At 75.7% G+C, this 24,246-nt stretch carries 30 protein-coding genes and 1 riboswitch; of the genes, 14 read left to right on the top strand and 16 right to left on the bottom strand.

Annotated features, from left to right (window positions below):
- Window positions 1-38: 38 nt before the first annotated feature.
- Window positions 39-166, bottom strand: a riboswitch (FMN riboswitch).
- A 441-nt stretch (window positions 167-607) separates the two neighbouring features.
- From IE98_RS0135665 to IE98_RS0135655, 3 genes are all read left to right on the top strand, one after another.
- Window positions 608-1,645 carry a M4 family metallopeptidase gene (locus IE98_RS0135665; RefSeq protein ID WP_030276034.1) on the top strand — a complete coding sequence of 346 codons (1,038 nt, stop codon included), beginning with the start codon at window positions 608-610 and terminating at the stop codon, window positions 1,643-1,645.
- Window positions 1,646-1,726: 81 nt separating this feature from the next.
- Complete coding sequence (cutA, locus tag IE98_RS0135660) at window positions 1,727-2,053, top strand: divalent-cation tolerance protein CutA (RefSeq protein ID WP_030276032.1); 327 nt, start codon at window positions 1,727-1,729, stop codon at window positions 2,051-2,053.
- A 115-nt stretch (window positions 2,054-2,168) separates the two neighbouring features.
- Window positions 2,169-2,738, top strand: a complete 570-nt coding sequence (locus IE98_RS0135655) for a dihydrofolate reductase family protein (protein WP_030276030.1) — start codon at window positions 2,169-2,171, stop codon at window positions 2,736-2,738.
- Here IE98_RS0135655 and IE98_RS0135650 read toward each other — a convergent pair.
- The 3 genes from IE98_RS0135650 to IE98_RS0135640 are packed head-to-tail and all read right to left on the bottom strand — an operon-like array spanning window position 2,714 to window position 4,397.
- On the bottom strand, window positions 2,714-3,367 hold the full coding sequence (locus IE98_RS0135650; protein ID WP_030276028.1) for an HAD-IA family hydrolase: 654 nt from the start codon (window positions 3,365-3,367) through the stop codon (window positions 2,714-2,716). The genes IE98_RS0135655 and IE98_RS0135650 overlap by 25 nt on opposite strands.
- Window positions 3,364-3,570 carry a DUF397 domain-containing protein gene (locus IE98_RS0135645; RefSeq protein WP_030276026.1) on the bottom strand — a complete coding sequence of 69 codons (207 nt, stop codon included), beginning with the start codon at window positions 3,568-3,570 and terminating at the stop codon, window positions 3,364-3,366. The genes IE98_RS0135650 and IE98_RS0135645 overlap by 4 nt, the downstream gene beginning before the upstream one ends.
- Window positions 3,567-4,397, bottom strand: coding sequence for a helix-turn-helix domain-containing protein (locus IE98_RS0135640; protein ID WP_030276024.1), 831 nt, complete (start codon window positions 4,395-4,397; stop codon window positions 3,567-3,569). The genes IE98_RS0135645 and IE98_RS0135640 overlap by 4 nt, the downstream gene beginning before the upstream one ends.
- A gap of 125 nt (window positions 4,398-4,522) precedes the next feature.
- Between IE98_RS0135640 and IE98_RS0135635 the strand changes: the two genes are divergently transcribed.
- Entirely contained in the window at window positions 4,523-5,032 is a 510-nt protein-coding gene (locus IE98_RS0135635; protein WP_052391424.1) for an ATP-binding protein, read from the top strand.
- 146 nt (window positions 5,033-5,178) lie between these two features.
- Window positions 5,179-5,802, top strand: a complete 624-nt coding sequence (locus IE98_RS0135630; RefSeq protein ID WP_420706256.1) for an MSMEG_1061 family FMN-dependent PPOX-type flavoprotein — start codon at window positions 5,179-5,181, stop codon at window positions 5,800-5,802.
- A gap of 24 nt (window positions 5,803-5,826) precedes the next feature.
- On the opposite strand, the gene IE98_RS0135625 is transcribed toward IE98_RS0135630, so the two are convergent.
- Both IE98_RS0135625 and IE98_RS0135620 read right to left on the bottom strand, forming a co-directional pair.
- Window positions 5,827-6,537 carry a Type 1 glutamine amidotransferase-like domain-containing protein gene (locus IE98_RS0135625; protein ID WP_030276017.1) on the bottom strand — a complete coding sequence of 237 codons (711 nt, stop codon included), beginning with the start codon at window positions 6,535-6,537 and terminating at the stop codon, window positions 5,827-5,829.
- 101 nt (window positions 6,538-6,638) lie between these two features.
- Window positions 6,639-7,124 (bottom strand): MarR family winged helix-turn-helix transcriptional regulator, encoded by a 486-nt coding sequence (locus tag IE98_RS0135620; protein ID WP_030276015.1) that lies wholly within the window; start codon window positions 7,122-7,124, stop codon window positions 6,639-6,641.
- Window positions 7,125-7,214: 90 nt separating this feature from the next.
- Here IE98_RS0135620 and IE98_RS0135615 point away from each other — a divergent pair, with 90 nt between their 5' ends.
- Complete coding sequence (locus IE98_RS0135615; protein WP_052391423.1) at window positions 7,215-8,072, top strand: alpha/beta fold hydrolase; 858 nt, start codon at window positions 7,215-7,217, stop codon at window positions 8,070-8,072.
- Between the two features lie 5 nt (window positions 8,073-8,077).
- Here the strand turns inward: IE98_RS0135615 and IE98_RS45400 are convergent, their stop codons facing one another.
- Window positions 8,078-8,290, bottom strand: a complete 213-nt coding sequence (locus IE98_RS45400; RefSeq protein WP_030276012.1) for a hypothetical protein — start codon at window positions 8,288-8,290, stop codon at window positions 8,078-8,080.
- A 247-nt stretch (window positions 8,291-8,537) separates the two neighbouring features.
- On the opposite strand from IE98_RS45400, the gene IE98_RS0135605 reads away from it, so the two are divergent.
- Window positions 8,538-9,407: a universal stress protein gene (locus tag IE98_RS0135605; protein WP_030276010.1), complete on the top strand. Its 870-nt coding sequence runs from the start codon at window positions 8,538-8,540 to the stop codon at window positions 9,405-9,407.
- A gap of 23 nt (window positions 9,408-9,430) precedes the next feature.
- On the opposite strand, the gene IE98_RS0135600 is transcribed toward IE98_RS0135605, so the two are convergent.
- The 6 genes from IE98_RS0135600 to IE98_RS0135575 all read right to left on the bottom strand — a co-directional run bounded on the left by IE98_RS0135600 (window position 9,431) and on the right by IE98_RS0135575 (window position 13,887).
- Window positions 9,431-9,616, bottom strand: a complete 186-nt coding sequence (locus IE98_RS0135600; protein ID WP_030276009.1) for a hypothetical protein — start codon at window positions 9,614-9,616, stop codon at window positions 9,431-9,433.
- On the bottom strand, window positions 9,562-9,990 hold the full coding sequence (locus IE98_RS0135595; RefSeq protein WP_030276008.1) for a hypothetical protein: 429 nt from the start codon (window positions 9,988-9,990) through the stop codon (window positions 9,562-9,564). The genes IE98_RS0135600 and IE98_RS0135595 overlap by 55 nt, the downstream gene beginning before the upstream one ends.
- Window positions 9,991-10,073: 83 nt before the next feature.
- Window positions 10,074-11,138 (bottom strand): S-adenosylmethionine:tRNA ribosyltransferase-isomerase, encoded by a 1,065-nt coding sequence (locus IE98_RS0135590; RefSeq protein WP_052391422.1) that lies wholly within the window; start codon window positions 11,136-11,138, stop codon window positions 10,074-10,076.
- 1 nt (window position 11,139) lies between these two features.
- Window positions 11,140-11,910 carry an SDR family NAD(P)-dependent oxidoreductase gene (locus IE98_RS0135585; RefSeq protein WP_030276006.1) on the bottom strand — a complete coding sequence of 257 codons (771 nt, stop codon included), beginning with the start codon at window positions 11,908-11,910 and terminating at the stop codon, window positions 11,140-11,142.
- Between the two features lie 205 nt (window positions 11,911-12,115).
- Window positions 12,116-13,207 carry a hypothetical protein gene (locus IE98_RS0135580; protein ID WP_030276005.1) on the bottom strand — a complete coding sequence of 364 codons (1,092 nt, stop codon included), beginning with the start codon at window positions 13,205-13,207 and terminating at the stop codon, window positions 12,116-12,118.
- Window positions 13,208-13,296: 89 nt separating this feature from the next.
- A complete protein-coding gene (locus IE98_RS0135575; protein WP_030276004.1) occupies window positions 13,297-13,887 on the bottom strand; it encodes a dihydrofolate reductase family protein in 591 nt (196 codons plus the stop codon).
- A 278-nt stretch (window positions 13,888-14,165) separates the two neighbouring features.
- Here IE98_RS0135575 and IE98_RS0135570 point away from each other — a divergent pair, with 278 nt between their 5' ends.
- Window positions 14,166-14,843, top strand: coding sequence for a DUF5995 family protein (locus IE98_RS0135570; protein WP_030276003.1), 678 nt, complete (start codon window positions 14,166-14,168; stop codon window positions 14,841-14,843).
- Between the two features lie 49 nt (window positions 14,844-14,892).
- On the opposite strand, the gene IE98_RS0135565 is transcribed toward IE98_RS0135570, so the two are convergent.
- Window positions 14,893-16,332, bottom strand: a complete 1,440-nt coding sequence (locus IE98_RS0135565) for a GuaB1 family IMP dehydrogenase-related protein (protein ID WP_030276002.1) — start codon at window positions 16,330-16,332, stop codon at window positions 14,893-14,895.
- A gap of 328 nt (window positions 16,333-16,660) precedes the next feature.
- On the opposite strand from IE98_RS0135565, the gene IE98_RS0135560 reads away from it, so the two are divergent.
- From IE98_RS0135560 to IE98_RS0135540, 5 genes are all read left to right on the top strand, one after another.
- The gene (locus tag IE98_RS0135560) at window positions 16,661-17,068 is read left to right on the top strand and encodes a DoxX-like family protein (RefSeq protein ID WP_199923018.1); all 408 of its coding nucleotides are present in this window, start codon (window positions 16,661-16,663) and stop codon (window positions 17,066-17,068) included.
- The gene (locus IE98_RS0135555; protein WP_052391430.1) at window positions 17,065-18,030 is read left to right on the top strand and encodes a DUF3419 family protein; all 966 of its coding nucleotides are present in this window, start codon (window positions 17,065-17,067) and stop codon (window positions 18,028-18,030) included. The genes IE98_RS0135560 and IE98_RS0135555 overlap by 4 nt, the downstream gene beginning before the upstream one ends.
- Window positions 18,027-18,809 (top strand): DUF2071 domain-containing protein, encoded by a 783-nt coding sequence (locus IE98_RS0135550; RefSeq protein WP_199923017.1) that lies wholly within the window; start codon window positions 18,027-18,029, stop codon window positions 18,807-18,809. Before IE98_RS0135555 ends, IE98_RS0135550 begins: the two co-directional genes overlap by 4 nt.
- A gap of 122 nt (window positions 18,810-18,931) precedes the next feature.
- Window positions 18,932-19,804, top strand: a complete 873-nt coding sequence (locus IE98_RS0135545) for a class I SAM-dependent methyltransferase (RefSeq protein ID WP_063749062.1) — start codon at window positions 18,932-18,934, stop codon at window positions 19,802-19,804.
- On the top strand, window positions 19,801-20,229 hold the full coding sequence (locus tag IE98_RS0135540) for a hypothetical protein (protein ID WP_030275996.1): 429 nt from the start codon (window positions 19,801-19,803) through the stop codon (window positions 20,227-20,229). Before IE98_RS0135545 ends, IE98_RS0135540 begins: the two co-directional genes overlap by 4 nt.
- Before the next feature lie 116 nt (window positions 20,230-20,345).
- Here IE98_RS0135540 and IE98_RS0135535 read toward each other — a convergent pair whose 3' ends face one another.
- Together IE98_RS0135535 and IE98_RS0135530 are read right to left on the bottom strand one after the other, a co-directional pair.
- A complete protein-coding gene (locus tag IE98_RS0135535; protein WP_043175898.1) occupies window positions 20,346-21,047 on the bottom strand; it encodes a CBS domain-containing protein in 702 nt (233 codons plus the stop codon).
- Window positions 21,048-21,172: 125 nt separating this feature from the next.
- The gene (locus tag IE98_RS0135530; RefSeq protein ID WP_030275992.1) at window positions 21,173-22,207 is read right to left on the bottom strand and encodes a zinc-dependent alcohol dehydrogenase family protein; all 1,035 of its coding nucleotides are present in this window, start codon (window positions 22,205-22,207) and stop codon (window positions 21,173-21,175) included.
- Window positions 22,208-22,690: 483 nt separating this feature from the next.
- Here IE98_RS0135530 and IE98_RS0135525 point away from each other — a divergent pair, with 483 nt between their 5' ends.
- Window positions 22,691-23,344 (top strand): hypothetical protein, encoded by a 654-nt coding sequence (locus tag IE98_RS0135525; RefSeq protein ID WP_030275991.1) that lies wholly within the window; start codon window positions 22,691-22,693, stop codon window positions 23,342-23,344.
- Between the two features lie 124 nt (window positions 23,345-23,468).
- Here IE98_RS0135525 and IE98_RS0135520 read toward each other — a convergent pair whose 3' ends face one another.
- Window positions 23,469-24,167: a hypothetical protein gene (locus IE98_RS0135520; RefSeq protein WP_030275984.1), complete on the bottom strand. Its 699-nt coding sequence runs from the start codon at window positions 24,165-24,167 to the stop codon at window positions 23,469-23,471.
- Window positions 24,168-24,246 lie beyond the last annotated feature (79 nt).

Here is a 24,246-nt window from a genome sequence, read left to right as displayed (position 1 = left end):
CCACGACCCGTCGCCGGGCCGTGGACCTGCTCGTCCGCCGCGCACGCCTCCCATCCGGACTTTAACCGTCGGTCCAGGAATTTCACCTGGTCAACCGGCCGCTGGCTGCGGACGGGTCGCGGACTGTAACCGCCGGTTCGGATTTTCACCGACCCCGGAGTGCGCTGAACGTCACTACTACTGCCGTCATTCTGCCATGATCGGCCGCGGAGCAGCAGGGGGTGGGGCTGTGGTCTGTTTCACTCGGCGACCGACCGGTCACGGGAATAGCCCGCCCGGCCGCGACCGCGGCGCCGCACCCGCCCTCCCCCGGGGCCTGACGGCGCGTCAATGAGGTGGCCCCGGGGGCGAGCGGGCGCTCCTCCTCCGTGGCCCTCCGACCCGGTTCTCCGGACAGTGGGCCCGCGCGGCGACGACGGACTCCGGGGCGGCGGCGGATCCCGGGGGTTGCGGCGGATCCGGCCTCCGGCCGCAGATTCTCCGGCACGGCGGACGCAGGCGGAGAAATTCACCGGTTCCGACCCCTGGTCAGCGGGTTCGGCGGTAAGGAATGATCCCGCAGCAACCCTCGCCCCGCCCTGGAGGACCCGTGTCCCGTCCTGCCCGCGTGCCCCGTCTCGCCGTCGCCACCGCCGCCGTACTCGCCTCTGCGGCCGGTCTCGCCGCCACTCCCGCCGTCGCCAAGCCCGCCCCGGCCACGAGCGGCGCGGTCGGCCGGGTCTTCATGGTCAATCCGGTGCAGTCCTCGGGCGACGAGACGCTGACCGACGCGAAGGACGCCGCCTCGGCCGTCCCCGCGTCCGCCTACGCCCAGGTGGCGCTGCGGAACCTGGACGGCAGCGGCTACCTGTCGGGCCGGTGGGCGGTGGTCCGCTCGGAGACCGGGGCGCCCGCGTACTCGGCCACCGGCGACTTCCGCTACGCCCGGGACAACGACCGCTTCGAGCAGGTGATGGCGTACTTCTGGGTCAACGAGGCGCAGGAGTACCTGCAGGGCCTGGGCTTCGGCAGTGAGCTGCCGGGTGCGAACGACCGGGCGCAGCCGGTGCGGATCAACCAGTGGGGCGCGGACAACTCCTTCTTCAGCGACAAGAAGGACGAGATCCGGTTCGGCAAGGGCGGGGTGGACGACGCGGAGGACGCCGAGGTGATCGTCCACGAGTACGGGCACGCGGTGCACGAGGCGCAGGTGCCGGGCTTCGGGGCGTCGGCGGAGGCCGGGGCGATCGGCGAGGCGTTCGGCGACTACCTGGCGGTGGCGGTCGGTGCGGCGGCCGACGCCAAGTACGGCTGGACGGCCCGCACTCCGGAGGCCTGCGTGGCCGACTGGGACTCCACCGACTACACCCCCGGCCCGGTGCACTGCCTGCGCCGTCTGGACACCGGCAAGGTGTACGGCGACAAGGTCGGCGAGGTGCACGCCGACGGCGAGATCTGGTCGCAGGCGCTGTACGACGTCCGCAAGTCGCTGGGGGCCCGCACGGCCGACCGGATCATCGTGAACGCGCAGTTCTCCTTCGCGCCCGACACCTCGTTCTCGGCGGCCGCGCTGGCGACCGTGGACACCGCCCGCCGGATGTACGGCGCGGCTGCCGCGGACACCGTCCGCAAGGCCTTCGCCGCACGGCAGATCCCCGGTCTCTGAGCCGCTCGCGCCGCCTCCGGCCCCGCCGTCGTCCGACGCGGGCCGCAGGCGGCGCTCGCCGTCGCGCGTAGGCTCGGCGGCATGACGACCCGTGACGTCCTCGTGGTGACCACGACCCACGATGCGGAGGAGGCGGCCCGCGCGCTGGCCGCGCTGGTGGTGCGCGAGCGGCTGGCGGCCTGCGCGCAGGTGTACCCGATCGCCTCGGTGTACCGGTGGAAGGGCGAGGTGCGGTCCGTCGGGGAGTGGCGGATCGACTTCAAGACCACGGCCGGCCTCGTGGACCGGCTCACCGCCTTCCTCCAGGAGCACCACGGCTACGAGACGCCCGAGGTGGTGGCCGTGCCGGTGGTGGCCGGCTCGGAGGCGTACCTGGCGTGGGTGGCGGCGGAGACCGCCGAGCCGTGACCCCTTGCCGACCCTTCCCGCCGCCGGGCTGACACGCCGTCACCGCGGGTGCCGGGCGGGCCCGGGCGGTCGTGCCAGCATGGAGCGGCCGGTCGTCGGAGCCGAGGGGTGTGCGATGCGGAAGATCGTGGTGCTGTTCTCGGTGTCCCTGGACGGGTACATCGAGCGGCCGGACCGGCGGATCGACTGGCACCTGGTCGACGAGGAGCTGCACCAGCACCTGAACGACGTGCTGCGGCCGATGGGAGGCTTCATCAGCGGCCGGGTCACCTGGGAGCTGATGGCCGAGTTCTGGCCGACCGCGGACGCCGATCCGGACGCACCCGGACCGATCGTCGAGTTCGCGGAGATCTGGCGCTCCATGCCGAAGACCGTCTACTCCCGCACCCTGACGCACGCCGACTGGAACACCGAGATCCGGCGGGAGGTCGTCCCGGCCGAGATCGAGCGGCTCAAGGCGGAGCCCGGCGGGGACCTCGTGCTCGGCGGCGCGGACCTCGCCGCGGCCTTCCTGGAGCACGACCTGGTCGACGAGTTCCGGATCTACGTCCACCCGGTGCTGATCGGCGCGGGCAAGCCGCTCTTCCCGCCCGCGGCGGCGGACCGGCCGCTGCACCTGCTGGAGAGCCGTACCTTCGGCAACGGCGTGGTGCTGCTGCACTACGGGCGGCCCGCGGCCTCCTGAGCGGCCCGTCCGGGCCGCGGGTCGGGCAGCCGGCCGGCCAGCGCGGCGCGCAGGTCGGCCGGGGTGCGGTGGTGCAGGCCCGCCATGCCGAGGGCGACGGCCGCGGCGACGTTCTCGGCGCGGTCGTCGACGAACAGGCACCGCTCGGGGGCGACCCCGGCGCGTTCGGCGGCGATCTCGTAGATCCGGCGGTCCGGTTTGGCCGAGCCCACCTCGGCGCTGTTGACCACGCCGTCCACGAGGCCGGTGAGGCCGAGGGCGGCGAGGTCCTCGTCCAGCCAGACGGTGGCGTTGGTGACGAGCAGCACGGGGCAGCTCCGGCGGGTGCGGCGGAGCAGCTCGACGACCTCGGCGTCGGCCGACTGGGGTGTGGTGGTGAACGCCTCGGCGAGGGCGAGGGCCGCGGCCTCGGGCACACTCGCGGCCAGCGCGGCGGCGATCGCCCCGCGCCACTGCGCCCGGGTGAGCCCGCCGAGGACGAGCGGCTCCGCGATGCCCGGCCCGAACGCGGCCTCCGCGGTGCTGCCCGGCCGCAGCCCGGCGGCCCGCTCCAGCCGGGTCACCCCGGCGTGGTCGAAGAACCTGATCACACCGTCGAGGTCGCACAGGACGGCGCCGAACACCGTCATCCGAGTTCGCCGGATCTGACCGCGTCGACGAAGGCCTGCCAGGCGGCGGCCCCGAAGACCAGCGCCGGCCCGGCCGGGTCCTTGCTGTCGCGCACCGGCACCACCCCGTCGAAGCCGTCCGCGACCTCGACGCATTCGCCGCCCGAGCCTCCGCTGAAGCTCGACTTCCGCCAGACCGCTGCCGACAGATCGAGTCCGTTCATTCGGTGAAGACCTCCTCCATCGCCGTCTCGACGGCGGTCAACGAAGCGTCCGGCGACAGGGCGTCAGCGCGCAGGTGATGGTACGCCAGTGTGTAGCGCGCCACATCCTCCGGACGGTCGATGAGTTGGCCCGAATAGGGCCCCTCCAGGTGGGCCACGTCCGGGCCCTCCGTGAACGACAGGAGGGTCATCGAACCGTCCAGGGCGGTGTGCGCACCGGCCGCGAACGGCAGCACCTGCATCACGACCCGCGGGCTGCGGGCGACGTCCAACAGCCGTTCCAGTTGGTGGCGCATCACGGCCGGGCCGCCCACCGGGCGCCGCAGCACGGCCTCGTCCAGCACGACCCACAGCAGCGGCGGGGTGGGCCCGTCCAGGATGGTCTGGCGGCTCATCCGGGCGGCGACCAACTCGGCGACGACCTCGTCCGGTTCGCCGGTCCGGCCCTTGCGGATCACCGCCCAGGCGTACTCCTCGGTCTGCAGCAGCCCCGGCACGACCTGGGCCTGGTACGTGGCGATGGACGTCGCGGTGGACTCCAGCTCGACGAAGCCGCGGAACCACGACGGGAAGGCCGGACGGCCGAGCAGCGGCCAGATGCGGGCGAGGGCGCCGTCGGTGCCGAGCGCCGCGTCGCAGCGTTCGGTGAACTCGCGGGAGGGCTTGCGCCTGGCCGTCTCCACCAGCCCGACGAGCGAGCCGGTGTAGTTGATGACCTCGCCGAGGCGGTCCTGGGTGAGCCCGGAGGCCTCCCGGAAGCGGCGGAGCTCCGATCCGAAGAAGCCGAGAACGGAGGACGAGGGGTCCAGGTCTCGCGTCGGTGCCATCGGCGTCCTCCCCCGGCCTACAGCGCCCGTTGTTGAGCGCCGAGCACTACCGAGCGTATCGCCGCGGACCGAATCTTGTGACGGACCGGCGCAGATCGCACCGGCCCGTGACCGTGGGAGCCCCGATGTACGACGTCCCCGCCCGTCCCGCCGCCGAGCGGCCGCCCTTCGCGTCGACGGGCGGGGCGGACGGCTCCGGCGGGCGGCTGGAGTTCTGGCTGCCGAGACGGCGGGACTCGGTGCGGGAGGCGCGGCGCCGGCTGCGCGACCTGATGGCGGTCTGCGAGCCGTGGGACGCCCGTACCGTGCGGCACTACACCGGGGACGGCTGCCTGGTGCTCTCCGAACTCGCCACCAACGCGGTGGTGCACGCCCGCGGGCGCGGCGGCCGGGTGCACGTCCGCCTCCGCTACGGCGCGCCGGGCCTGTTACTGGAGGTGTCCGACCCGGACGGCGGCTGCGGACCGGGCGGGGCACCGCTGATCGCGGGGGAGTTCCCGGAGGGCGGGCGCGGGTTGGAGATCGTCGGCGCGCTCGCGGCGGCCTGGGGCTGGCTCCCGCAGGCGGCCGGTGCGGGCAAGACGGTGTGGGCGCTGATCGCGCCGCCGGGTGCCGCGGGCCCGGCGCAGGGCTGAGGGGGGCGCAGGGCCGGGCGGACGGCGCGCAGGGCCGGGGAACGGCCGGGCGAGTGGCGAAATGCCGTTCCCCGGCGGGCGGTGCTCGGCTAGATTTCCGGTATGTGATCACAGAACCCGAGGCGCCCGGCCGCCTCTTCGACGCCCTGCAGTCCTCCGCCGTCCGGGAGGTGGCGCAGCTGCGGGAGGTGTACGAGCAGCCCGGCGACCACGCCCGCCGCAAGCAGGTCGACCGGCTCCACGACGTGGCCCGGCAGTTGATCGGCTGCTCCTCGCTGGTGATGGTGGCGAGCGCGGACGAGGAGGGGCGCTGCGACGTCTCGCCGCGCGGCGGCCCGGCCGGTTTCGTGGCCGTACTGGACGACCGGACGCTGGCGATCCCCGACGCCACCGGCAACAAGCGCCTGGACAGCCTGCAGAACATCGTGAGCACCGGCCGGGTCGGCCTGCTCTTCGTGGTGCCCGGTCGGGACACCACGCTGCGGGTCAACGGCCGGGCCTGCGTCACCACCGACGAACGGCTGCTCGCGCAGCTGACCTCGGTCGGCAAGCCGCCGCGCAGCGCGGTCGTGGTCGAGGTCGAGGAGGTCTACGGGCACTGCCCGAAGGCCTTCCTGCGCGGCTCCGCGTGGAAGCCGGAGCAGTGGCTGGGCAAGGACGCCCAGCCGACCTCGGCCCAGGTCACCCTCTCCCACCTGCGGGACCCGGAGCTGACGCTGGAGCAGATCGAGCAGGCGGAGCGGGAGTCCCTGCAGTACCGCTACGAGTGACCGCACCCCTCGCGAACGGGGCGCTCAGAGCGGCAGCTCCTCCCCCGCGCGGTACGAGCGGACGGCGGCGGCCCCGCCGCCGTCCGGCCGGACGAGGTGCACCCGGCCCGCACCGCGCACCCGGGCGGTCGCACCCCGCACGGTGAGGGCGGTGTTCTCGTCGATCGCGAGGCCGTACGGCACGGCGCCGCGGGCGACCGCCTCGACCAGCCGGCCGAGGGTGCCCCACTGCGCGGCGTGCACGTCCACGGCCGGGGCGACCAGGCCGAGGCCGTCGCGGACCTCGATCTCCGCCAGGTCCTCGGCGGTCTCCTCGGGGCAGACCGGCACCCCGTCGGAGAGCCAGCCGCCGACCACCGCGCGTCCGGCCGCGATCGCCGCGCCGGCCGAGAACCCGGCGTAGGGCAGCGGCCGTTCGGCGAGCCGGCGGCCGAGCGGTCCGGCCAGTGCGGCGGCGTACTCGGGGGTGAGTCCGCCGCCGACGAAGATGGCGTCCGCGCCGTCGAGCACGGCCGGGTCGAACACCGCGCCCGGCACCACCGGCACCGCGCGCGGCCGGCAGGGCCCGGCCGCGGTGAGCGCGCCGGACCAGCGCTCGAACTGCTCGGGCACGTCGCCCTCGTCGAGCAGCAGGCAGGCCACCTCGGGCTCCGCCCCCGCCCCGGCCAGGAACGGCCCGTACAGCTCCCGGTACCACGCCTCGTCGCGGCCGCCGCCGACCAGATGGATCGTCATCGCTCCCCCTTCACGGTGTGCATCCGGCGCACGCTAGGCGGTCGGGCGCGGTACGGGCGAGCGGTTTTCCGACCGGACCCGCCGGAGCGGGGCGGGCGGCCTCAGTCCACGTCGACGTCGTCGAAGAGCGCCAGCATCCGGGCGAGCACCCGGACGCAGGTCGCGACGTCCGCCCCGGTCAGGTCCGCGCCGGCCTGCCGCAGCAGCGCGTGCTCGCGCCCGGTCACGGCGGTGATGGCGGCGAGGCCGCCGTCCGTCAGCCGGATCAGCGAGGAACGCTGGTGGGCGGGGTTGGGGGCGGTCTCGACGAGGTTCCGCGCGACCGCGTCGTTGACCATGCGCTGGACGAACTGCCGGCTCAGCGACTGGGCGCGGCCCATCTGCGGGACGGTCATCGGACCGTGCTCGCGCAGCAGGTCGAGGACGGCGCGCACGCCGACCGACAGGCCCTGCTGCGGGGCGTCCTGCTCGATCTTGCGCTGCACCCGCCGGTAGAGCGGGCCCACCAGGGCGAACACCTCCATGAGCTGCGGGGCGATGTCGTCGGCGTCGGCGGTCGGCGGCTGCGGGTGCTCGGTCTCGGTCACCCGGCCATCATGACACCTCGGGTGCCACATCGACCGGGAAAGATGACAACCGGGTTGTCATCGTGGGCCGAATATGGCACCTTGGTTGTCATGAATGACGCTTCGGACATCGCCGCCTTCCCCTCCCACGACGGCCTCCTCGCCTACCGCGACACCGGCAGCGGCCTGCCCGTCGTGCTGCTGCACGCGGGATTCCTGGACCACACCATGTTCGACGAGCTGGTGCCCGCGCTCGCCCGCCGCCACCGGGTGATCGCACCGGACGCCCGTGGCCACGGCCGGTCCGCCAACGCCGCCGTGCCCTTCCGCCAGACCGACGACCTGGCCGCCCTGCTGCGCGGACTCGGCACCGGGCCCGCCGTCCTGGTCGGCACCTCGATGGGCGCGATGATCGCCGTCGACACCGCCCTGGAGCACCCGGACCTGGTCCGGGCCCTGGTGATCAGCGGCGGCGGCGCCGGCCTGCCCGAGTGCCGCGACCCGTGGACGCTGGAGCTGGAGGCCGAGAAGGCGGCCGCCATGGCGGCCGGCGACATCGCCGGCTGGGTGGACGCCTTCGCCCGGATCGCCGCCGGCCCGCACCGCGGCCTCGACGAGGTCGACCCGGAGGTCGTCCGCCGGGTCAAGGAGATGGTCCGGCGCACGCTGGCCAAGCACACCGCCGACGAGCAGGACCACAGCGTGCCCGTCGTCGGCGCCGCGGGCCGTGCGAAGGAGATCGCCGTCCCCGTCCTGGCGCTCAACGGCGCGCTCGACTCCCCCGACCTGATCGCGTCGGCCGCGGACCTCGCCGCCGCCGTCCCGGACGGCCGCACCGTGACCCTCGACGGCGCCGCCCACCTGCCGAGCATGGACCGGCCGGAGGCCTTCCTCCACGCGGTCGAGGACTTCCTGGCGGAGATCTCGCAGGCCGCGGAGGTCACCGGGGCCGCGGAGACCGCCGGCTGAAGGCGTTACGGCCGGTCCGCGGCGCCCCGGCCGTCCCCGCCGCGTTCCCGCAGGTCCGCGCCGCAGCGCCAGCACCGCACGCTGCCGGCGCCCTCCGGCACGGCGTCGCAGGACGGGCAGAGCAGTGCCAGCAGGCAGGCGGGTTCGCCGCCCTCGTCCTGCGCGTCGGGCCGGTGCGTCTGCTGCCGGGCGTGCGGCCCGAGCGGCTCCTCGTCCATGCCCGCCAGGCTACGCCGCGGCGGGTGCGGCGGTCACAGGGCGTGGCGGCTCGCGCAAACCCGGAGGTGGTGGTGGACTGAAGGGGACGGGAAGGGCCCCAGGAAGACGCGGGGTAGCGGCCAGAACCGTGCACCGCGCAATCAGGATCCGCGAGAAGCGGGTAGCCCCTTCCCGTCGCCGCATGTCGGACGCCGTGCAGCACGGCCGGCCGCCGCCGTTCCTGCTCCGGACACCGCTGGAGGAGCCATGACGTCAGCCGTGGGAAGCCGCCCGGTCGTGGTCGGCGTCGACGCCGGGGACCCGGCCTCCGCGGCCCTCGCCTGGGCCGCCGACGAGGCCGTCCGCCGGGGCCTGCCGCTACGGCTCGTGCACGCCGTGCCCCCGAGCAGCCGTGACTACCGGGGCTTCGACGAGGGCCACCACCGCACCGCGATGCACGAGGCCGGCGAGGCGGCGCTCGGCGAGGCCCGGCTCGCCGTCGAGGAGCGGTACTCGGGGCTCGACCTCAGCGTCGTCCTCGCCGACGGGCAGCCCGGGCAGGTGATCTGCCGGCGGGCCGCCAGCGCCGAGATGGTCGTCCTCGGCACCCGCGGGCTCTCCCGGATCGAGGCGGTGCTCAGCACCTACTCGGTCATCCTCCCGGTCACCGCCCAGGCACCGTGCCCGGTGGTGATCGTCCGGGATGAGGAGCAGGCCGCCGAGGAGCCGCCGTACGTCGTCGTCGGCGTGGACGGCAGCGAGGGCTCCGACGCGGCCATCGACTTCGCCTTCGACGCGGCGGCCCGGCGGGGGGCGGAACTGCGCGCCGTCTGGGTGTGGCAGGCGCCGACCATCCTGCCGATCGACAAGGCGACCGCGACCCAGGAGATCCGGCGGCAGCTCCACGAGGCCACCGCCGGCCGCACCGCCCTGCACCCCGACGTCCGGCTCACCCAGGAGGTGCTCACCGGCCATCCGGTGGAGCAGCTCGCCGCGGCCTCCGAGAACGCGCTGGCCCTGGTCGTCGGGCGCCGCGGCCGCGGCGGCTTCACCGGCCTGCGCCTCGGCTCCGTCCCGCACGGGCTGCTGCACCGCTCCCGGTGCCCGCTCGTGACGGTCCCGGCCGACCTCGGCTGAGCTGCCGCGCCGCAGCCCCTCGGTCAGCGCAGGACGCCGGTGACGCCCGTCTCCTCCAGGAATCGCACCACGTGCTCGACGTAGGGGAGTTCGCCCGCCGGGTCGACACTGACGCCGTCCAGGGCCCGACGGGCCGTGTCCGCGTCGTGCCGGATCAGGGTGAACGGCCCCCGGATCTCCTCGCCGCCGCAGGAACGGCCCAGGAGCATCCCCAGCACTGGTGGGGGTGCCGGCCCGGACCGGCGACCGCTTCGCCCAGCGCGCAGCGGAAGCCGGGGACGTCGGTGACGAACCTGCCGTCCCACGCGTCCGGGTGGCCGTCCGGGAATCCCACCGGGACGAACAGGTGGCCCAGCTCGACCGGTTCTCGCCGCGCGCGGTCGGCCGCCTTCAGCAGCCGGCCGGCCGGACGGCACCCGACCAGCGTGAGGGTCTCGCGCCGGGGAACCCGGTCCACGGACAGCCCGTCCATGTCGGCGCACCCGGCCCAGAGCGTCTGCTCCCCGTCCCACTCCCCGCCGACCAGCGCGTACCTGAGCGGGACGTCCCGCTGCCGCGCCCGCACGGCCTCGTCGAACCGCACGTCGTCCTTCCGTCGGCCCGCATCGTTGCAGGGCGGCGTCGGCCCGCACCACCGGGTTTTCGCACCGCCGGGGCCGCCGCCGGTCAGTCGGGGAGGAGGAGGTTGACGTCGCCGAACTCGTGCCAGAGGTAGTGGTGTTCGAGGGCCTCGGCGTAGCAGCGGGTGAGCAGGGGGCGGCCGGCGACGGCTTCGAGCATGAGGAGGTGGGAGGCGAGCGGCTCGTGGAGGCCGGTGAGCAGGCCGTCGACGGCGCGGACGCCGCGCGCGGGGGTGATGACGAGGTCGGTCCAGCTGTCGGCGGCGCGGACGTGCCCGTCGTGGTCGGCGGCGGATTCGAGGGCGCGGACGGCGGTCGTGCCGACGGCGATCACCCGGCCGCCCTCGGCGCGGACGTGGCCGACCAGCCGGGCGGTGGGCTCGGGGACGGAGTACCGCTCGGCGTAGGGGGCTTCGTGCGCTTCCGGGGAGGCCACCCCGGTGTGCAGGGTGATCGGGGCGACGAGGATGCCGCGGGAGACCAGCCGGGCCACCGTGTCGGTGGTGAACGGCCGAGCGGCGCTGGGCATTTCGCTGCTGCCGGGAACGGCGGCGAACACCGTCTGGTAGGCCTCGATCGGCCAGTCGCGGTCCACGTATCCGTAGCGGACGGCGCGGCCGTGCCGGGCGAGGTATCCGGTGAGTTCGCCGGGCAGGGTGAGGCGGGCGTGCCAGAGCCGCGGGGTGAACGGCGCGGTGAGCTCGGCGTCGGCCCCGCCGGGCAGGGCGATCCGCAGGGCCGGCCGGGCGGGCGACGTGCCGGGCTCCCAGGGGGCGGTGGCGTGCGCGGTGGGCCGGCGCAGCTCGACGAGGTGGTGGCCCCGCGGGTCGGGCTGGGCCGAGGAGAGGTGCACGGCGACCCCGGTGCCGTCCGGGAGGGTGCCGGTGAGTGCGGCGGGCAGGGTGGCCGAGTTGTTCACCACCAGCAGGTCACCGGGGCGCAGCAGGTCGGGCAGGTCGGTGAAACGGTGGTGGGAGGTGGCGGTGCCCTGCCTGCGGCCGACCAGGAGGCGGACGCCGTCCCGGGTCAGGCCGCGGGCCTCGGCGGGCGCCCGGGCGGAGAGTTCGGACGGGACGGTGAAGTCGTAGCCGGGGTCCACGGCGGTCGCCATCTCACTCACCGGCCGGGGTCGGGGCGCCGGCGGGCAGGTCGGCCGCGCGGTAGCGCCCGGCGGCGGGGCGGTCGCGGACCAGGCCGAGCAGGGCGGGGACGACCGTGGCGGGCAGCGGCCGGTCGGAGATGTCCTCGCCGGGGAAGGCCTCCTGGTGCATCCGGGTGCGCATGTCGCCGGGGTCCACGGACCAGACGGCGACGGCCGGTTCCTCGGTGGCGAGGACGGCGGAGGCGTGGTCGAGCGCGGCCTTGGACGCGCCGTACCCGCCCCAGCCGGGGTAGGCCTCGACGGCCGCGTCGGAACTGATGTTGAGGACGGCGCCGCGGTGGGCGCGCAGCTGGGGCAGCAGCAGCTGGGTGAGGGCGATCGGGCCGAGCACGTTGACCTCGAAGGTCTCCAGCAGGCCGGGCAACGGGAAGTCCGCCAGGGCGGGCAGCGCTGCGCCGTCGAGGTCGTAACCGGTCAGGGTGGAGGCGTTGTTGACGAGCAGGGCGGCGCCGCCGAGGGCCGCCGCGGCCTCGGCCAGACGTTCGCGGTGGTCGTCGTCGACGACCGAGCCGGCGGGGGCGGCGACCTTGGTGACGGCCGCGAGTTCGGCCTCGGCGGCGGCGAGTTCGGCGGTGTTCCGGGCGGTGATCACCAGCTGCCAGCCGCCCCGGGCGAGGGCGCGGGCGAGTTCCAGACCGAGCCCGCGGGAGGCTCCGGTGACGACGGCGACGGGCGGGGTCTGCGGGGTGTCGGTGGCTGCCGGTGCAGCGGCGGTGTCCATGCCCTCACTCTCGTCCCGCACCCGCCCCGGCCGGATCGGCCGCCGGCCCGGTGGCCCCGGGGCCCTTGGCCCTACGACCGCGGCCGTAGGGCCGGGGCCGGTGTGCAGTTCGGGGGTGGGTGACAGGACGCCGTGGGTCGCGTCCCGAGGTGGACGGTGGCCCGCATCACCGCACCCCTGTGCGGTGCACCCGTTCCCTTCGGCCTCACGCAGGCGGCAGGCGCCAGACGTTCAGGGTGTGCGGCGGGTCGGCGAGGGTCGTCCAGGTGCCGTTGCCGAGCGGCGTCGGGGCGCCGGAGGGCGGGACGGGGTATCCGATCTCGTCGAGGACGGCGAGCGGGTCGGCGGAGAGCAGCCAGTGCCGCGGCCGGCCGTACGGTTCGTCGCTCTCGGCGGTGCCGGCGAGGACGTGCGCCTCGTCGAGGAAGCCGCCCCGGTGGTCCCAGCGGGGGGCGTCCCGGTCCGGGGCGGCGGGGTGCCGGGGCACGGCTCCGTCGGCGTCCAGGCACGCGGTGTCGGAGCCGTCCGCCGTACGGTGCATGCGCAGGCTCTCCTGGTAGTGGCTCACGGTCAGCAGCCGCTCCCCCGAGGGGCTGACCGCCTGCGGGATGCACTCGCCGTCGCCGACCGGGACGGCCGTCATGGCGGTGCCGTCCCAGCGGCCCCGGTACAGCGGTACGCCGTCCTGGCCCTCGCCGATGCCGAGGCCCATCCGGGCCGGGTCGGGGTGCGGGACGTGCGAGGAGGCCTCGGCCGCGGTCGGGAGGCCGGTCCGGGCGAGGACGCGGCCGTCGGCGGGGTCGACGAGCAGCCACTCCTCCCAGGCGTGGTCGTCCCAGTCCTCCTCGCCGGCCTCCGTGCGGACGTGCGCCCAGAGCAGTGAGCCGGCGGAGGAGAAGGCGGCGGAGCCGCTGTTCGGCCGGCGGTGGTCGTCCGTGCCGCCGTACTCCTCGAAGGACGTGTGCAGTCCGAAGCAGCCGTCCTCCCAGCAGCCGTGGCGGATCTCCCAGCGCACCGCACCCGTCCGGTCGACGGCGCGCAGGGCGTGCGTGCCCGCGAACACGGCGAGGCCGAGGTCGGGGGCGACGGTGGCGGTGCCGTACCGCCGCGGCCAGGGCGCGGGGAAGCTCACGCGCTCGCCGGGGACGGCCGCCTCGTCCAGCCGGACGGCGACCAGTTCTGCGTCGTCGCGTTGCAGCAGTACGCGCCGGCCGGGCGGGCCGACCACTTCGGGAGCTCCCGCGCCGGCGGTGCGCAGGGGTGCCGGGAGGGCGGCGACGAGGCGGGCTTCGATCACGGGAGGTCCTTGCGGTGCGGACGGCGGCGCGGGCCACCCTAGACCGCCGCTCCGACGGCCACCCCGCCAGCCAGTGGGGCCGAGGGCCGCTACCCGGCCCAGCGGGTCTCGACGATGCCGCAGGCGTGGGCGGTCGAGTCGGTGGCGCGGTAGCGGCGTCCGGCGAGCCAGGGGCCGAAGATGCGGGCGCCGGTGCCGGCGAAGCCGGGGTTGGTGAACAGCCGGAGCTCGTCGGCCAGGTCCTCGCGGAGCAGCGACGAGACGAGTCCCGCGCCGCCGAAGCAGACCAGGTCGCCGCCGGCCTCCTTCTTCGCGCGGGCGACGGTGTCGGCGAGCGGGCCGTTGAGCACGGTGGTCCGCGGCCAGTCCTGCAGCGGCCGGCCGGTGCGGCTCACGACGAACTTGGGCAGGGCGCCGGTGGCCCGGCTGAACTCCCAGTCGGGGTCGGCGGGGTGCTGCTCGGCCGTCCGGGCCCAGTGCGCCAGGTACCCCTCGTCGGCCATCGGCCGGCTGAGCAGGATGCCCGAGGCGCCCGCGAGCAGTCCGTTGAAGGAGGCGCGGAGGTCGGCGCTCCACGGCCAGTCGGGGCCCCAGTTCCACAGCTGCCAGTCGCCCTCCGGCAGGCTGCTGTCGACGCAGCCGTCGATGGAGATCTGCATCGCCACGGTCAGGCGGGTCATGGTCTCGTCCGTCCCCTCGTCACGGTCCGGGTCTGCGGGCGGTCCGGGGTGCGCCCCGTCCTCCCCGACATCTACCAGCCGGACGCCGTTCCCGCCGGGCTTCCGGCCGGACGTCCCGCCACGGGGCGCGCGGGCCTCACCGTGGGGCGTGCGGGACCGGGCACGGGCGCGCAGGACTCGCCGAGCGCGGCTTCTGGGCATGCGTCGCACACTGACCTACCATCAGACGATCTGCCCGGATGATCTGCCCGGCCCCGATGCGGAAGGCTGCGGACACCATGACGATCAGCGAGGCCCTGACGGTCGACCAGGTGATCGACCGGATGGAGCGGTTGCAGGCGACCATCCCGGCCGGTGACGGCGTCGGGGTGTTCAACCACGTGTACCTGCGGGTGACCCGGCTGGTGGCCGAGCGGCTCGCGGACGGCTACTTCGCCGACCCGGCCGGCATGTCCGAGCTGGACGCGGTGTTCGCGGCCCGCTACCTGGAGGCGGTGGAGGCCGCGGCGAGCGGCCGGCGCCCGGCGCACTGCTGGCGGCCGCTGTTCGAACTGCGCGGCCGGCCGGGCCTCCACCCGCTGCAGTTCGCGCTGGCCGGGATGAACGCGCACATCGAGAACGACCTCCCGCTGTCCGTCCTGGACACCTGCCGGCTGCTCGGCCAGGAGCCGGAGGACGTCCGCGCGGACTACCACCGGATCAACGACGTGCTGGCGCAGGTGGAGGCCGAGGTGCGGGAGGAACTGCTGCCCTGCCCGGACGACCTGCACGCGGCCGACCGGCTGCTGCACGTGGTCGGGGTGTGGAGCATCGACCGGGCCCGGGAGGCGGCCTGGGCGAGCGTGCTCGCGCTGTGGGAGCTGCGGCACTCCCCGCTGGTGGAGGACGCGGTGGCCGCGGCGCTGTCCCGTTCGGTCGGCATGGTCAGCCGGGCGCTGCTCACCCCCGTCGAGTGACGCACCACGGGTGCACCCCCCGGGGAGGTGCACCCGTGCGCAGCAGCGGTCAGGCCCAGCTGGAGTGCAGCGGCTTGCCCTCGGCGTAGCCGGCCGCGCTCTGGATGCCGACGATCGCCTTCTCGCGGAACTCCTCCAGGGTGGAGGCGCCGGCGTAGGTGCAGGAGCTGCGGACGCCCGCGACGATCGAGTCGATGAGGTCCTCGACGCCCGGGCGGGCCGGGTCGAGGAACATCCGCGAGGTGGAGATCCCCTCTTCGAACAGCGCCTTGCGGGCGCGGTCGTAGGCGGACTCCTCGGCCGTCCGGTTGCGCACGGCACGGGCCGAGGCCATGCCGAAGCTCTCCTTGTACTGGCGGCCGTCGGCGGTGGTCTGCAGGTCGCCGGGCGACTCGTAGGTGCCGGCGAACCAGGAGCCGATCATCACGTTGGACGCGCCGGCGGCGAGCGCCATGGCGACGTCGCGCGGGTGCCGGACGCCGCCGTCCGCCCAGACGTGCTTGCCGAGGCGGCGCGCCTCGTCGGCGCACTCGAGGACGGCGGAGAACTGCGGCCGGCCGACCCCGGTCATCATCCGGGTGGTGCACATGGCGCCGGGGCCGACGCCGACCTTGAGGATGTCGGCGCCCGCCTCGACGAGGTCCCGGACCCCGGCGGCGGAGACCACGTTGCCGGCCACGATCGGCACCTGCGGGTCCAGGCCGCGGACGGCCCGCAGGGCGCTGACCATCGACTCCTGGTGGCCGTGCGCGGTGTCGACGACCAGCACGTCCGCGCCGGCCTCCAGCAGTGCCTTGGCGCGGCCGGCGACGTCGCCGTTGATGCCGACGGTGGCGGCGATCCGCAGCTTGCCGTCGGCGTCCACGGCCGGGGTGTAGAGGGTGGCGCGCAGCGCGTTGCGGCGGGTCAGGAGGCCGACCAGGCTGCCGTCGGCGGCGACCACGGGGGCGAGCTTGCGGTGGCCCTCGTTGAGCCGGTCGAAGGCGGCGCGCGGCTCGATGCCCTCGTCCAGCAGCAGCAGGTCGCGGGACATCACCTCGGCGAGGCTGGTGAAGCGGTCCACGCCGTGGCAGTCGCCCTCGGTGACGACGCCGACCGGCTTGCCGTCCTCGACCACGACGAGGGCGCCGTGGGCGCGCTTGGGCAGCAGCGAGAGCGCGTCGGCGACGGTGTCGCCGGGGCTGAGGGTGATCGCGGTGTCGTGCACCAGGTGGCGGCGCTTGACCCAGCCGATCACCTCGGAGACGACCTCGATCGGGATGTCCTGCGGGATCGCGACGAGGCCGCCGCGGCGGGCCACGGTCTCGGCCATCCGGCGACCGGCGACGGCGGTCATGTTCGCCACGACGAGCGGGATGGTGGTGCCGGTGCCGTCGTGGGCGGAGAGGTCGACGCCCTGCCGGGAGCCCACGGCGGAGCGGCTGGGGACCATGAAGACATCGTCGTACGTCAGGTCGTACGCGGGCTTGAGGTCGTTCAGGAAACGCATGAAAGGGCTCTCTGGCTTGGCGGTAGGTACACCACGGGTGCGGTTGCGGCTGGGCCGTCGGGCGCACTCGGGCGCCCCGCACCCAACCGTCAATGTTCATCGATACCCCGGGGTGAAGGCCAGTCCACGCGCAAACCTTGAAGATCCACACAAGGCGTTCCGGCAGGCCGCGCCGGCACCTTGGAGGAAGCTACGAACCGATCGTCCGCCAGGGCAGTTGAACGCGTTCAAAATCTGCGGCATGATCCTCGCAACGAGGTCCGGGACCGGCCCGGACCGGCGCCGCCGTGCCCTGCGCACGGACGGCGGGGGGAGGAGAGGGGGGATCGTGGCCGACATCGGAAGAACCCGTCTCCCGGCCGCCGCGGTCGCACTGATGTGGTGGTACGAGGGCTTCTGGTGCAAGGTCTTCCCCGGCCGGGCGGACCAGCGCGCCATCGTCGAGGGGCTGCCGCTGCTGCCCGCCGGCGCGGTCACACCGCTGCTCGTCGCCATCGGCCTCGCCGAGGTCGCGCTCGGCGCCTGGGTACTGCTCGGACACCGCCCGTACGCCGCCGCGGTCGTGCAGACCGTCCTGGTGGCCGGTTTCAACACCGGCGGACTGCTGGTGGGCGCGGAGCACATCCCCGAGCCGGGCCGGCTCGTCGTCCAGGACATCGCCTTCCTCGCACTGATCTGGCTGGTCGCCGCCCGGCGCCCCGCGGAGGCCGGACCGCGGTGGGCGGTGGCCCGGTGAACCCCTCCCCCGCCGCACGCCCCGGGCCGTCCCGCAGCGCGGGCACGCCGTGGCGGGCCGGCCGCCTGCTCGCCGGACCGGCCCGGCGCCCCCGGGTGCTCTTCGGCCGGATGTACGAGGACCCGGCCGTCGAACTCTCGCTCTTCCCGCCGCCCGGCGCCCGGGTGCTCTGCATCGCCTCCGCCGGGGACACCGCCGCCGCCCTCGCCGCGGCCGGGTACGAGGTCACCGCGCTCGACCTGAACCCCGTCCAGCTCGCCTACGCCCGGGCCCGCCTGGAGGACGGCGCACCCGCGCTCACCGGCACCGCGGAACGGCTGACCGGACTCGGCCGCGCCACGGCCGCCGCCCTGCTGCCCGCCTGGCGGACCGCCGCGGTCACCGGCTTCCTGCACCTCGACGACCCCGCCGAGCAGCGCCGCCGCTGGGCGGCCGAGTTCGACGGCCCGGGGCTGCGGCTGCTCGCCGCCGGCGCCCTGCGCCCCGCGGGCGCACTCGCCGCCGCACTGCGACCGGGCTTCCGCTGCGCCCTGCCGCGCGGCTTCGACCGCGTCCTGCTCCGGCGGATCGCCCGGACGGTCGCCCGGCACCCCAACGCGGCCAACGACTGGGCCTGGCGGCTGCTGCTCGGCCGCGAACGCCCCGGCGCCACCGACCTCACGGCCGGCGGCGCGCAGGTGCGGCTGCTGCTCGGCGAGGTCGTCGAACACCTGGAGCGCTCCGCCGCCGGCAGCTACGACGCGGTGACCCTCTCCAACGTGGTGGACGGGCCGGGGCCGGAGTTCGCCCGGCGGCTGCGCGCCGCCGTCGAGCACGCGGTGCGGCCGGGCGGCGTCGCGGTCGTCCGCAGCCTCCGCGAGCCGGGCCCCGCCGGGCCGGGGCTCGCCGCCGCGGACCGCTCGGCGATCTGGGGCGTGGTGCGGGCCGTCCGCACCGGGACGGACGGAGCCGACGCACGATGAAACACCTGCTGCAGCGCCATCCCGTCCCGATGCGGACCCGCTTCGCGCACTCGCTCGTCCTCACCTACGCCCTGCCGCCGCGGGTCCTGGAGCCGCTGCTGCCGCCCGGGCTCGCCCTCGACACCTACACCGACCCCGGCGGCACCGAGCACGGCTTCGTGGCCGCCGCCCTGGTGGACGCGCGGGACCTGCGGCCCGCCTTCCTTCCGGCCGGATCCGGCACCGACCGGATCCTCACCGGGTACCGGATCTTCACCCGCTTCCCCACCCCGCACGGGCGGACCATGCGCGGCCTGAAGATCCTCCGCAGCGACACCGACAGCCGGGTGATGGTCCTCGGCGGCAACCTGCTCTCGCGCTACCACTACCGGCTGGCCCGGATCGGCAGCCGGGTCGTCGGCGACACCCTGGAGTTCCGGATCGTCAGCCGGGACGGCCGGGCCGACCTGCACGTGCGGGCCGACCTCGGCGGGGCTCCCGCGGGCCTGCCGGCCGGCAGCCCGTTCGCCTCCGCGAAGGACGCCCGCCGGTTCGCCGGCCCGCTGCCGTACACCTTCGAGCACGAGCCGGAGACCGGGTCGATGATCGTGGTCAAGGCCACCCGGACCCACTGGGAGCCGACCCCGGTCGCCGTCGACCTGCCGACCCCGCCGACCTTCTTCGACCACGGCCCCTTCGCGGGGACGGCACCCGTGCTCGCCAACGCCTTCCACGTCGCCGACCTCGACTACGGCTGGGAGGCCGGCCGGTGCCGCGCCGAGAACGGGGCCGGACGGTGAGGCCGGGCGCAGCGGCGGAACGGCCCGCGGCGTCCGGGCGCGGCACGGGAACGGCGCGGGACGCAGCAGCGGCGCAGGACACAGGGACGGGGCGGAGCACGGGAGTGGCGAGGAGTGCGGCGATGGGGCGGGAACCGGTGGGGCAGGGGGAAGTGGCCGGGCTGTCCGGCGTGCGGGAGGTCATCTCCTACAACTGGCCGATGTACCTGACGGGATGCCTCGCCGTGGGGGCCGGCCTCGCGGTCTCGTACCGCCTGCCCGGGCCGGCCGCCCGGCTCGCCCGGGCGGGTGCGGCGGCGGCTGCGGGTCTGCTGGCGAGCAGTACCGCCGCCACCTGGTGGGTCTACGACCGTTCGGAACTGCGCACCTTCGACTGGCTGGAGGACCTGCTGCCGGCCGGACCGGGCGACCACCTGGTGGTCTCCTCCGGCCTCGACGAGGCCAGCCGGCCGCTGGCGGCGCGCTGGCCGGGGCACCCGCAGCGGGTGGTGGACCTGTTCGACCGGGCGACGATGACCGAGGGTTCGATCCGGCGGGCCCGCCGCCGGGTGCCGCCCGTCCCGGGCACCGTCACCGGACGGCCGGACCGGCTGCCCGTGGCGACGGGTTCGGCGGACACCGTCCTCGTCGTCTTCGCCGCCCACGAACTGCGCAGGCCAAAGGACCGTCGGGCGCTGTTCGCGGAGTTCGCCCGGGTGCTGCGCCCCGGCGGCCGCCTCGTCCTGGTCGAGCACCTGCGGGACGCCGCCAACACCGCGGTCTACGGCCCCGGCGCCCAGCACTTCTTCCCGCGGCGGACGTGGCTCCGGGCGGCGGCGGGCGCGGGTCTGCGACCGGTCGTGGAACGGCGGATCGGCGGTCTGGTCACCGCCTTCGCGTTCGCGCCGGCCGAGGCCCCGAACGACGTCCGGACCGACGCCCCGACGCATGCCGCGGCCCACGCCCCGGCCGACCCCGCGACCGGTACCGCGGTCGGGAAGGGCGGCAGGCCGTGACGCACCTGCTGACCCTGGAGGTCCAACTGCGGCTGGTGGGCGCGGCCCTGATCGCGATGGGTGCGCTGCACATCGTCCTGCCGCGCCTCATCGGCTGGCCGTCCGACCTGGCCGGGACGACCCTGCTGACCCGTCAGGTCTCCTACGTGCACCTGTTCTTCATCGCGATGACCTGTGTCCTGCTCGGGCTGCTGCCGCTGCTGCTCGCGCCGGACCTGCTCGCCGGCGGCCGGCTCGGCACCGCGCTGCTCGTCGCGCAGACGCTCTTCTGGGGCACCCGCTGGCTCTTCGAGTTCGCGGTGTTCTCCCCGGAGCTCTGGCGCGGTGACCGGCTGCGCACCGCCGCGCACGTGGGGCTGTCGGTGCTGTGGACGTGGGTGACGGCGGTGTTCGCCTGCGCGCTGGTGGCGGTGGTCCGCGGCTGAGCCCCGGTGCGGGTGCGGGTGCCGGCGGCCGGTGCGGGTGCGGGTGCCGGCGGCCGGTGCGGGTGCGGGTGCCGGCGGCCGGTGCGGGTGCGGGTGCGGGTGCGGGCGGCAGCGCGTCAGGTGGCGGGCCACGCCGCGAACGCGTGCACGGAGTCCGGCCCGAACTCCGCGCCGGTGCCCGTGCGGTCGGTGACCGAGACGACCCCGTCCACCGAGCGGCAGAGCCGGGCCACCAGCGGCGCCAGCCCGGGGGTCTCGATGGTGCCGCTGAGCACGACGCGGCCCTGCACCACCTCCACGAAGACCAGGGCCGGGCTGACCCCGTCGACCTTGCCCAGCACCTCCTCGACGATCTCGCGGTGGATCAGCCGGTCCTCGCGGAGGAACACCCGCAGCAGGTCGCCCCGGCTCACCAGGCCGGCCAGCCGGCCGTCCGCGTCGACCACGGGCAGCCGCTTCACGCCGTGGGCGGTCATCAGCCGGGCGGCGGCCACAACGCTCGCGCCGGGCGTGGTGCACAGCACCGATCCGGTCATCAGCTCCGCCGCGGTCACCGCGGCCCGAACGGCGTCGGGGCCGCCCCGGCCGTTCTCGGCGCCGTCCTCGGGCTCGGTCGGGGGGTCGTCCTCCTGGGCGGCCAGCGTGCGCAGCAGGTCCGCCTCCGAGACGATGCCGACCGGCCGGTCCTCGGCGTCCACCACCGGCACCGCCGTGATGTCGAACTCCGCCAGGAGCGCCACGATCTCCCGGAACCCCGTCTCCGGTGCCACCCGGACGACGTCCCGGGTCATCACCGACTCAACCGTGCGGTGCCCCATGACCAGCCTCCCTGCTGCCGTGCCCCGATCCTTGCCCACCCCCTGTCCCCAACGGTAGGGCCCTAGGACCCGTTCACGAACTGTCGCTGCGGAGGCCCGGGATTCGGGAGGTCCGATGCGTCGGGTCAGTCCGGCAGGAGCACGGCGACGCCGGTGACGCGGTCGGCGGCGAGGTCGGCGAGGGCCTCGGGGGCGCGGCTCATCGGGTAGCGGCGGACGTGCACGGTCGGCGGGTGGGCCGCGGTCTCGGCGAGGTAGGCGCGGCCGTCGGCGCGGGTGTTGGCGGTGACGCTGCGCAGCGTGCGCTCCTGGAACAGGTACTGGCGGTAGTCGAGGCGCGGGATGTCGGTGAGGTGGATCCCGGCCACCGCGAGGGTGCCGCCGCGGTCCAACGCGGCGAGGGCGACCGGGACGAGGTCACCGACCGGCGCGAAGAGGATGGCCGAGTCGAGCGGTTCGGGCGGGCTGTCGTCGGCGCCGCGGGCCGAGCTGGCGCCGAGGTCCTGGGCGAGCCTGCGGGCCTCGGCGGAGCGGGTGAGTACGTGGACGCGGGCGCCCCGGGCGAGGGCGAGCTGCGCGGTCAGGTGGGCGGAGGCTCCGAAGCCGTACAGGCCGAGGCGGCCGCCGGGCGGCAGTTCGGCGCGTTCGAGGGCGCGGTGGCCGATGATGCCGGCGCAGAGCAGCGGGGCGAGTTCCTCGTCGGCGGGGCCCTCCGGCAGCCGGTAGACGTAGTCGGCGTCGACCACGACGTGACCGGCGTAGCCGCCGGGGACGTCCCAGCCGGTGTAGCGGGAGTCCGGGCAGAGGTTCTCCCGGCCGGCGAGGCAGTGGCGGCAAGTGCCGCAGGTGCCGGCCAGCCAGGCGGCGCCGACCCGGTCCCCCTCGGCGAAGTCCGCGGCCCGCGGCCCGGCCCGCACCACCCGGCCGACGATCTCGTGGCCGGGCGGGCAGCCGGGCAGGTGCGGTGCGAGGTCCCCCTCGGCGAGGTGCAGGTCCGTCCGGCAGACGCCGCAGGCCCGGACCTCCAGCAGCAGGCTCCGCGGGCCGAGCGGCTCCAGCGGCCGTTCGACCCGGCGCAGCGGGCGTTCGGCGGCAGGTGCGGGGTGGTCGACGACCCAGGCGGTGGTGGTTCCCGTGGTCGTCCCGGTCTCGGCAGCCATCGGCTGTGGCCTCCCGTCGGCGCGGCCCCCGGCAGGACGGCCGGGCGGCGGACACGGTGCGGCTTCCGCCTCCAGCATGCACCGCGCCCGCACCCCGGGCAGCCGCGCCCGGACGGGACGGGAGGGGACCGTGCCGGGGGCGGAGGTCGCGCGGGTGCGGGTGGACCTCACGGTGCGGCGACGCTCGGTGACGGTCCGCTCGACCTGGTCCACAGCCCCCGGACGGGCCGCGGGCCGGCGGGTGCCTCGCCCACCGCCGGTGGCCTGCGGGGACCGACGGTCGGGGGCCGTCCACGGCCGGTGCCCGCGCGGGGCGGCCCTGCGGGGGCGGCGACCCTCGGTGACGGACGGCTCGGATCGGGAATCACCGCAGGTGGGGGTGGGCCGGGCGGGCGGCGGTGGGTGGGTCGTGCGCGTGGCGGGGTGCCGGTGGGGCCGGTTGGAGAGACGCTGGAGTCCGTAGCCGGCGGTAGGAGGCGTACTATGCGCACCCACTTCCCCGGCCGCTGCGGGGATTCCCGGTGGCGGCGCCTGGTGGTGCATCTGCGGCTGGCGGTCGGCGCGGACGCCGGGCCGCTGCGGCGGCCGGTGGACCGGTCGCGGAGCCGGGCCCTGCTGGCCGCGTGGCTGGCCGTGGTCGTGGCGGCGGTCGGTGCGGGGGCGGCGGCGCTCTTCATGTACTGGTCGGCGCAGGCGGACGCGGCGCGGGCCGCGGCCCGGCTGCACCGGGTGCCGGCGGTGGTCCGCAGCGAGCCCCAACAGGCGGACCTGAGTGCCGCCGGTGCGCCGGCGGGCGGCTACCGGGCGATGGCGACCTGGACGTACCCGGCCGGGCACACGGTGACGGCGGAGGCCCCGGTGCCGAGTTCGGCCGGGCCGGGTTCGCAGGTCAGGGTGTGGGTGAACGATGCGGGCGGGGCCGCGGAGGGTCCGCGGTCGACCTCGGACATCGTGGCGACCACCGGCTTCGTCGTGCTGGGCGGCTGGGCCGGCGTGGCGCTCGCCTGTGCGGTCGGCTACAGCGTGCGGCGCAGCCGGCTGCAGCGCCGGGCCGAGGAGGAGTGGCAGGCCGACTGGGCGGTGGTCGAGCCGACCTGGACGGGTCGTGCGGGAGGCCGCAACGGCTCCGACGCCTGAGCGCACCGCCGTGCGGAGGGCCGCCGCGCGGAGGGCCGACGGAGCGGCCCCGGCGGCGTGAGGCGCCCGTGTGGACGGGGCGGGGCCGGCCGGCCCCGCCCCGTCCGCCGTGCGCCGACCGCGGTCAGTTGATGTGGACGGCGGGGCTGCCGGGCCGGCTGGTGTCGGTGACGGGGCCGTAGGTGGCGGAGAAGTAGCCGTCCGCGGGGCAGAGGCCCGATCCGCCGCTCTTGGCGAAGTGCTCGTTGCGGAAGGCGAGGCCGTGGGCCGTGTTGTCGGCGCTGCCGGTGAAGGCGCCGCTGAGCTGGTAGGCGCAGGTGATGGTGCCGAACCAGGTGGACAGCACCGCGGTGGCCTGGATCGGTCCGGCCGTCCCGGCGGTGAGGGTGACGGGGTACCCGGCGGAGTCGTCGACCGCGACGGTGTAGGGCAGGTTCCCGACGGTCAGGCTCTTCACGGCGGTGACGCCGGTGACGTTGCTGGTGCACGAGCCGAAGGCCATGCCGGTGAGGGACTCGGTGGCGGTGCCGGGTGCCGCGGGGTTGGTGAGCACGGTGGCGGTGAACTGCGAGGTGCCGCAGGTGACCCCGGTGGTGCTGGTCGCCGTCGAGTAGAAGGTGGCCCGGGTCGTCGCGGCGAGCGGGGCGGCGAGCAGGTCACCGGCGGCGAGGGCGTCGCCGGTGGCGTCCCCGGCGGTGAGGACGGCCGCGGCGGCCGGGCGGGGCGCGGCGGGGGCGGCCGCGGCGGGGAGTGCGGGGACGCCGGCGACGGCGGTCGCGAGCAGGGCGGCGGCGAGCAGGGCGGGGCGGCTGGATGAGCGCATGGGTGGGCCTCTTCCTCGGTGAGGGGTTCGAGAAGACGCACGTTCACCGCTCCGGACGGAAGGGGGCACCGGAGCTCCC

The sequence above is a fragment of the Streptomyces sp. NRRL B-24484 genome, assembly GCF_000717715.1.
Lineage (GTDB): Bacteria > Actinomycetota > Actinomycetes > Streptomycetales > Streptomycetaceae > Kitasatospora.
The sequence above is the reverse complement of the archived record's forward strand: the minus strand, read 5'-3'. Positions and strand labels throughout refer to the sequence as shown.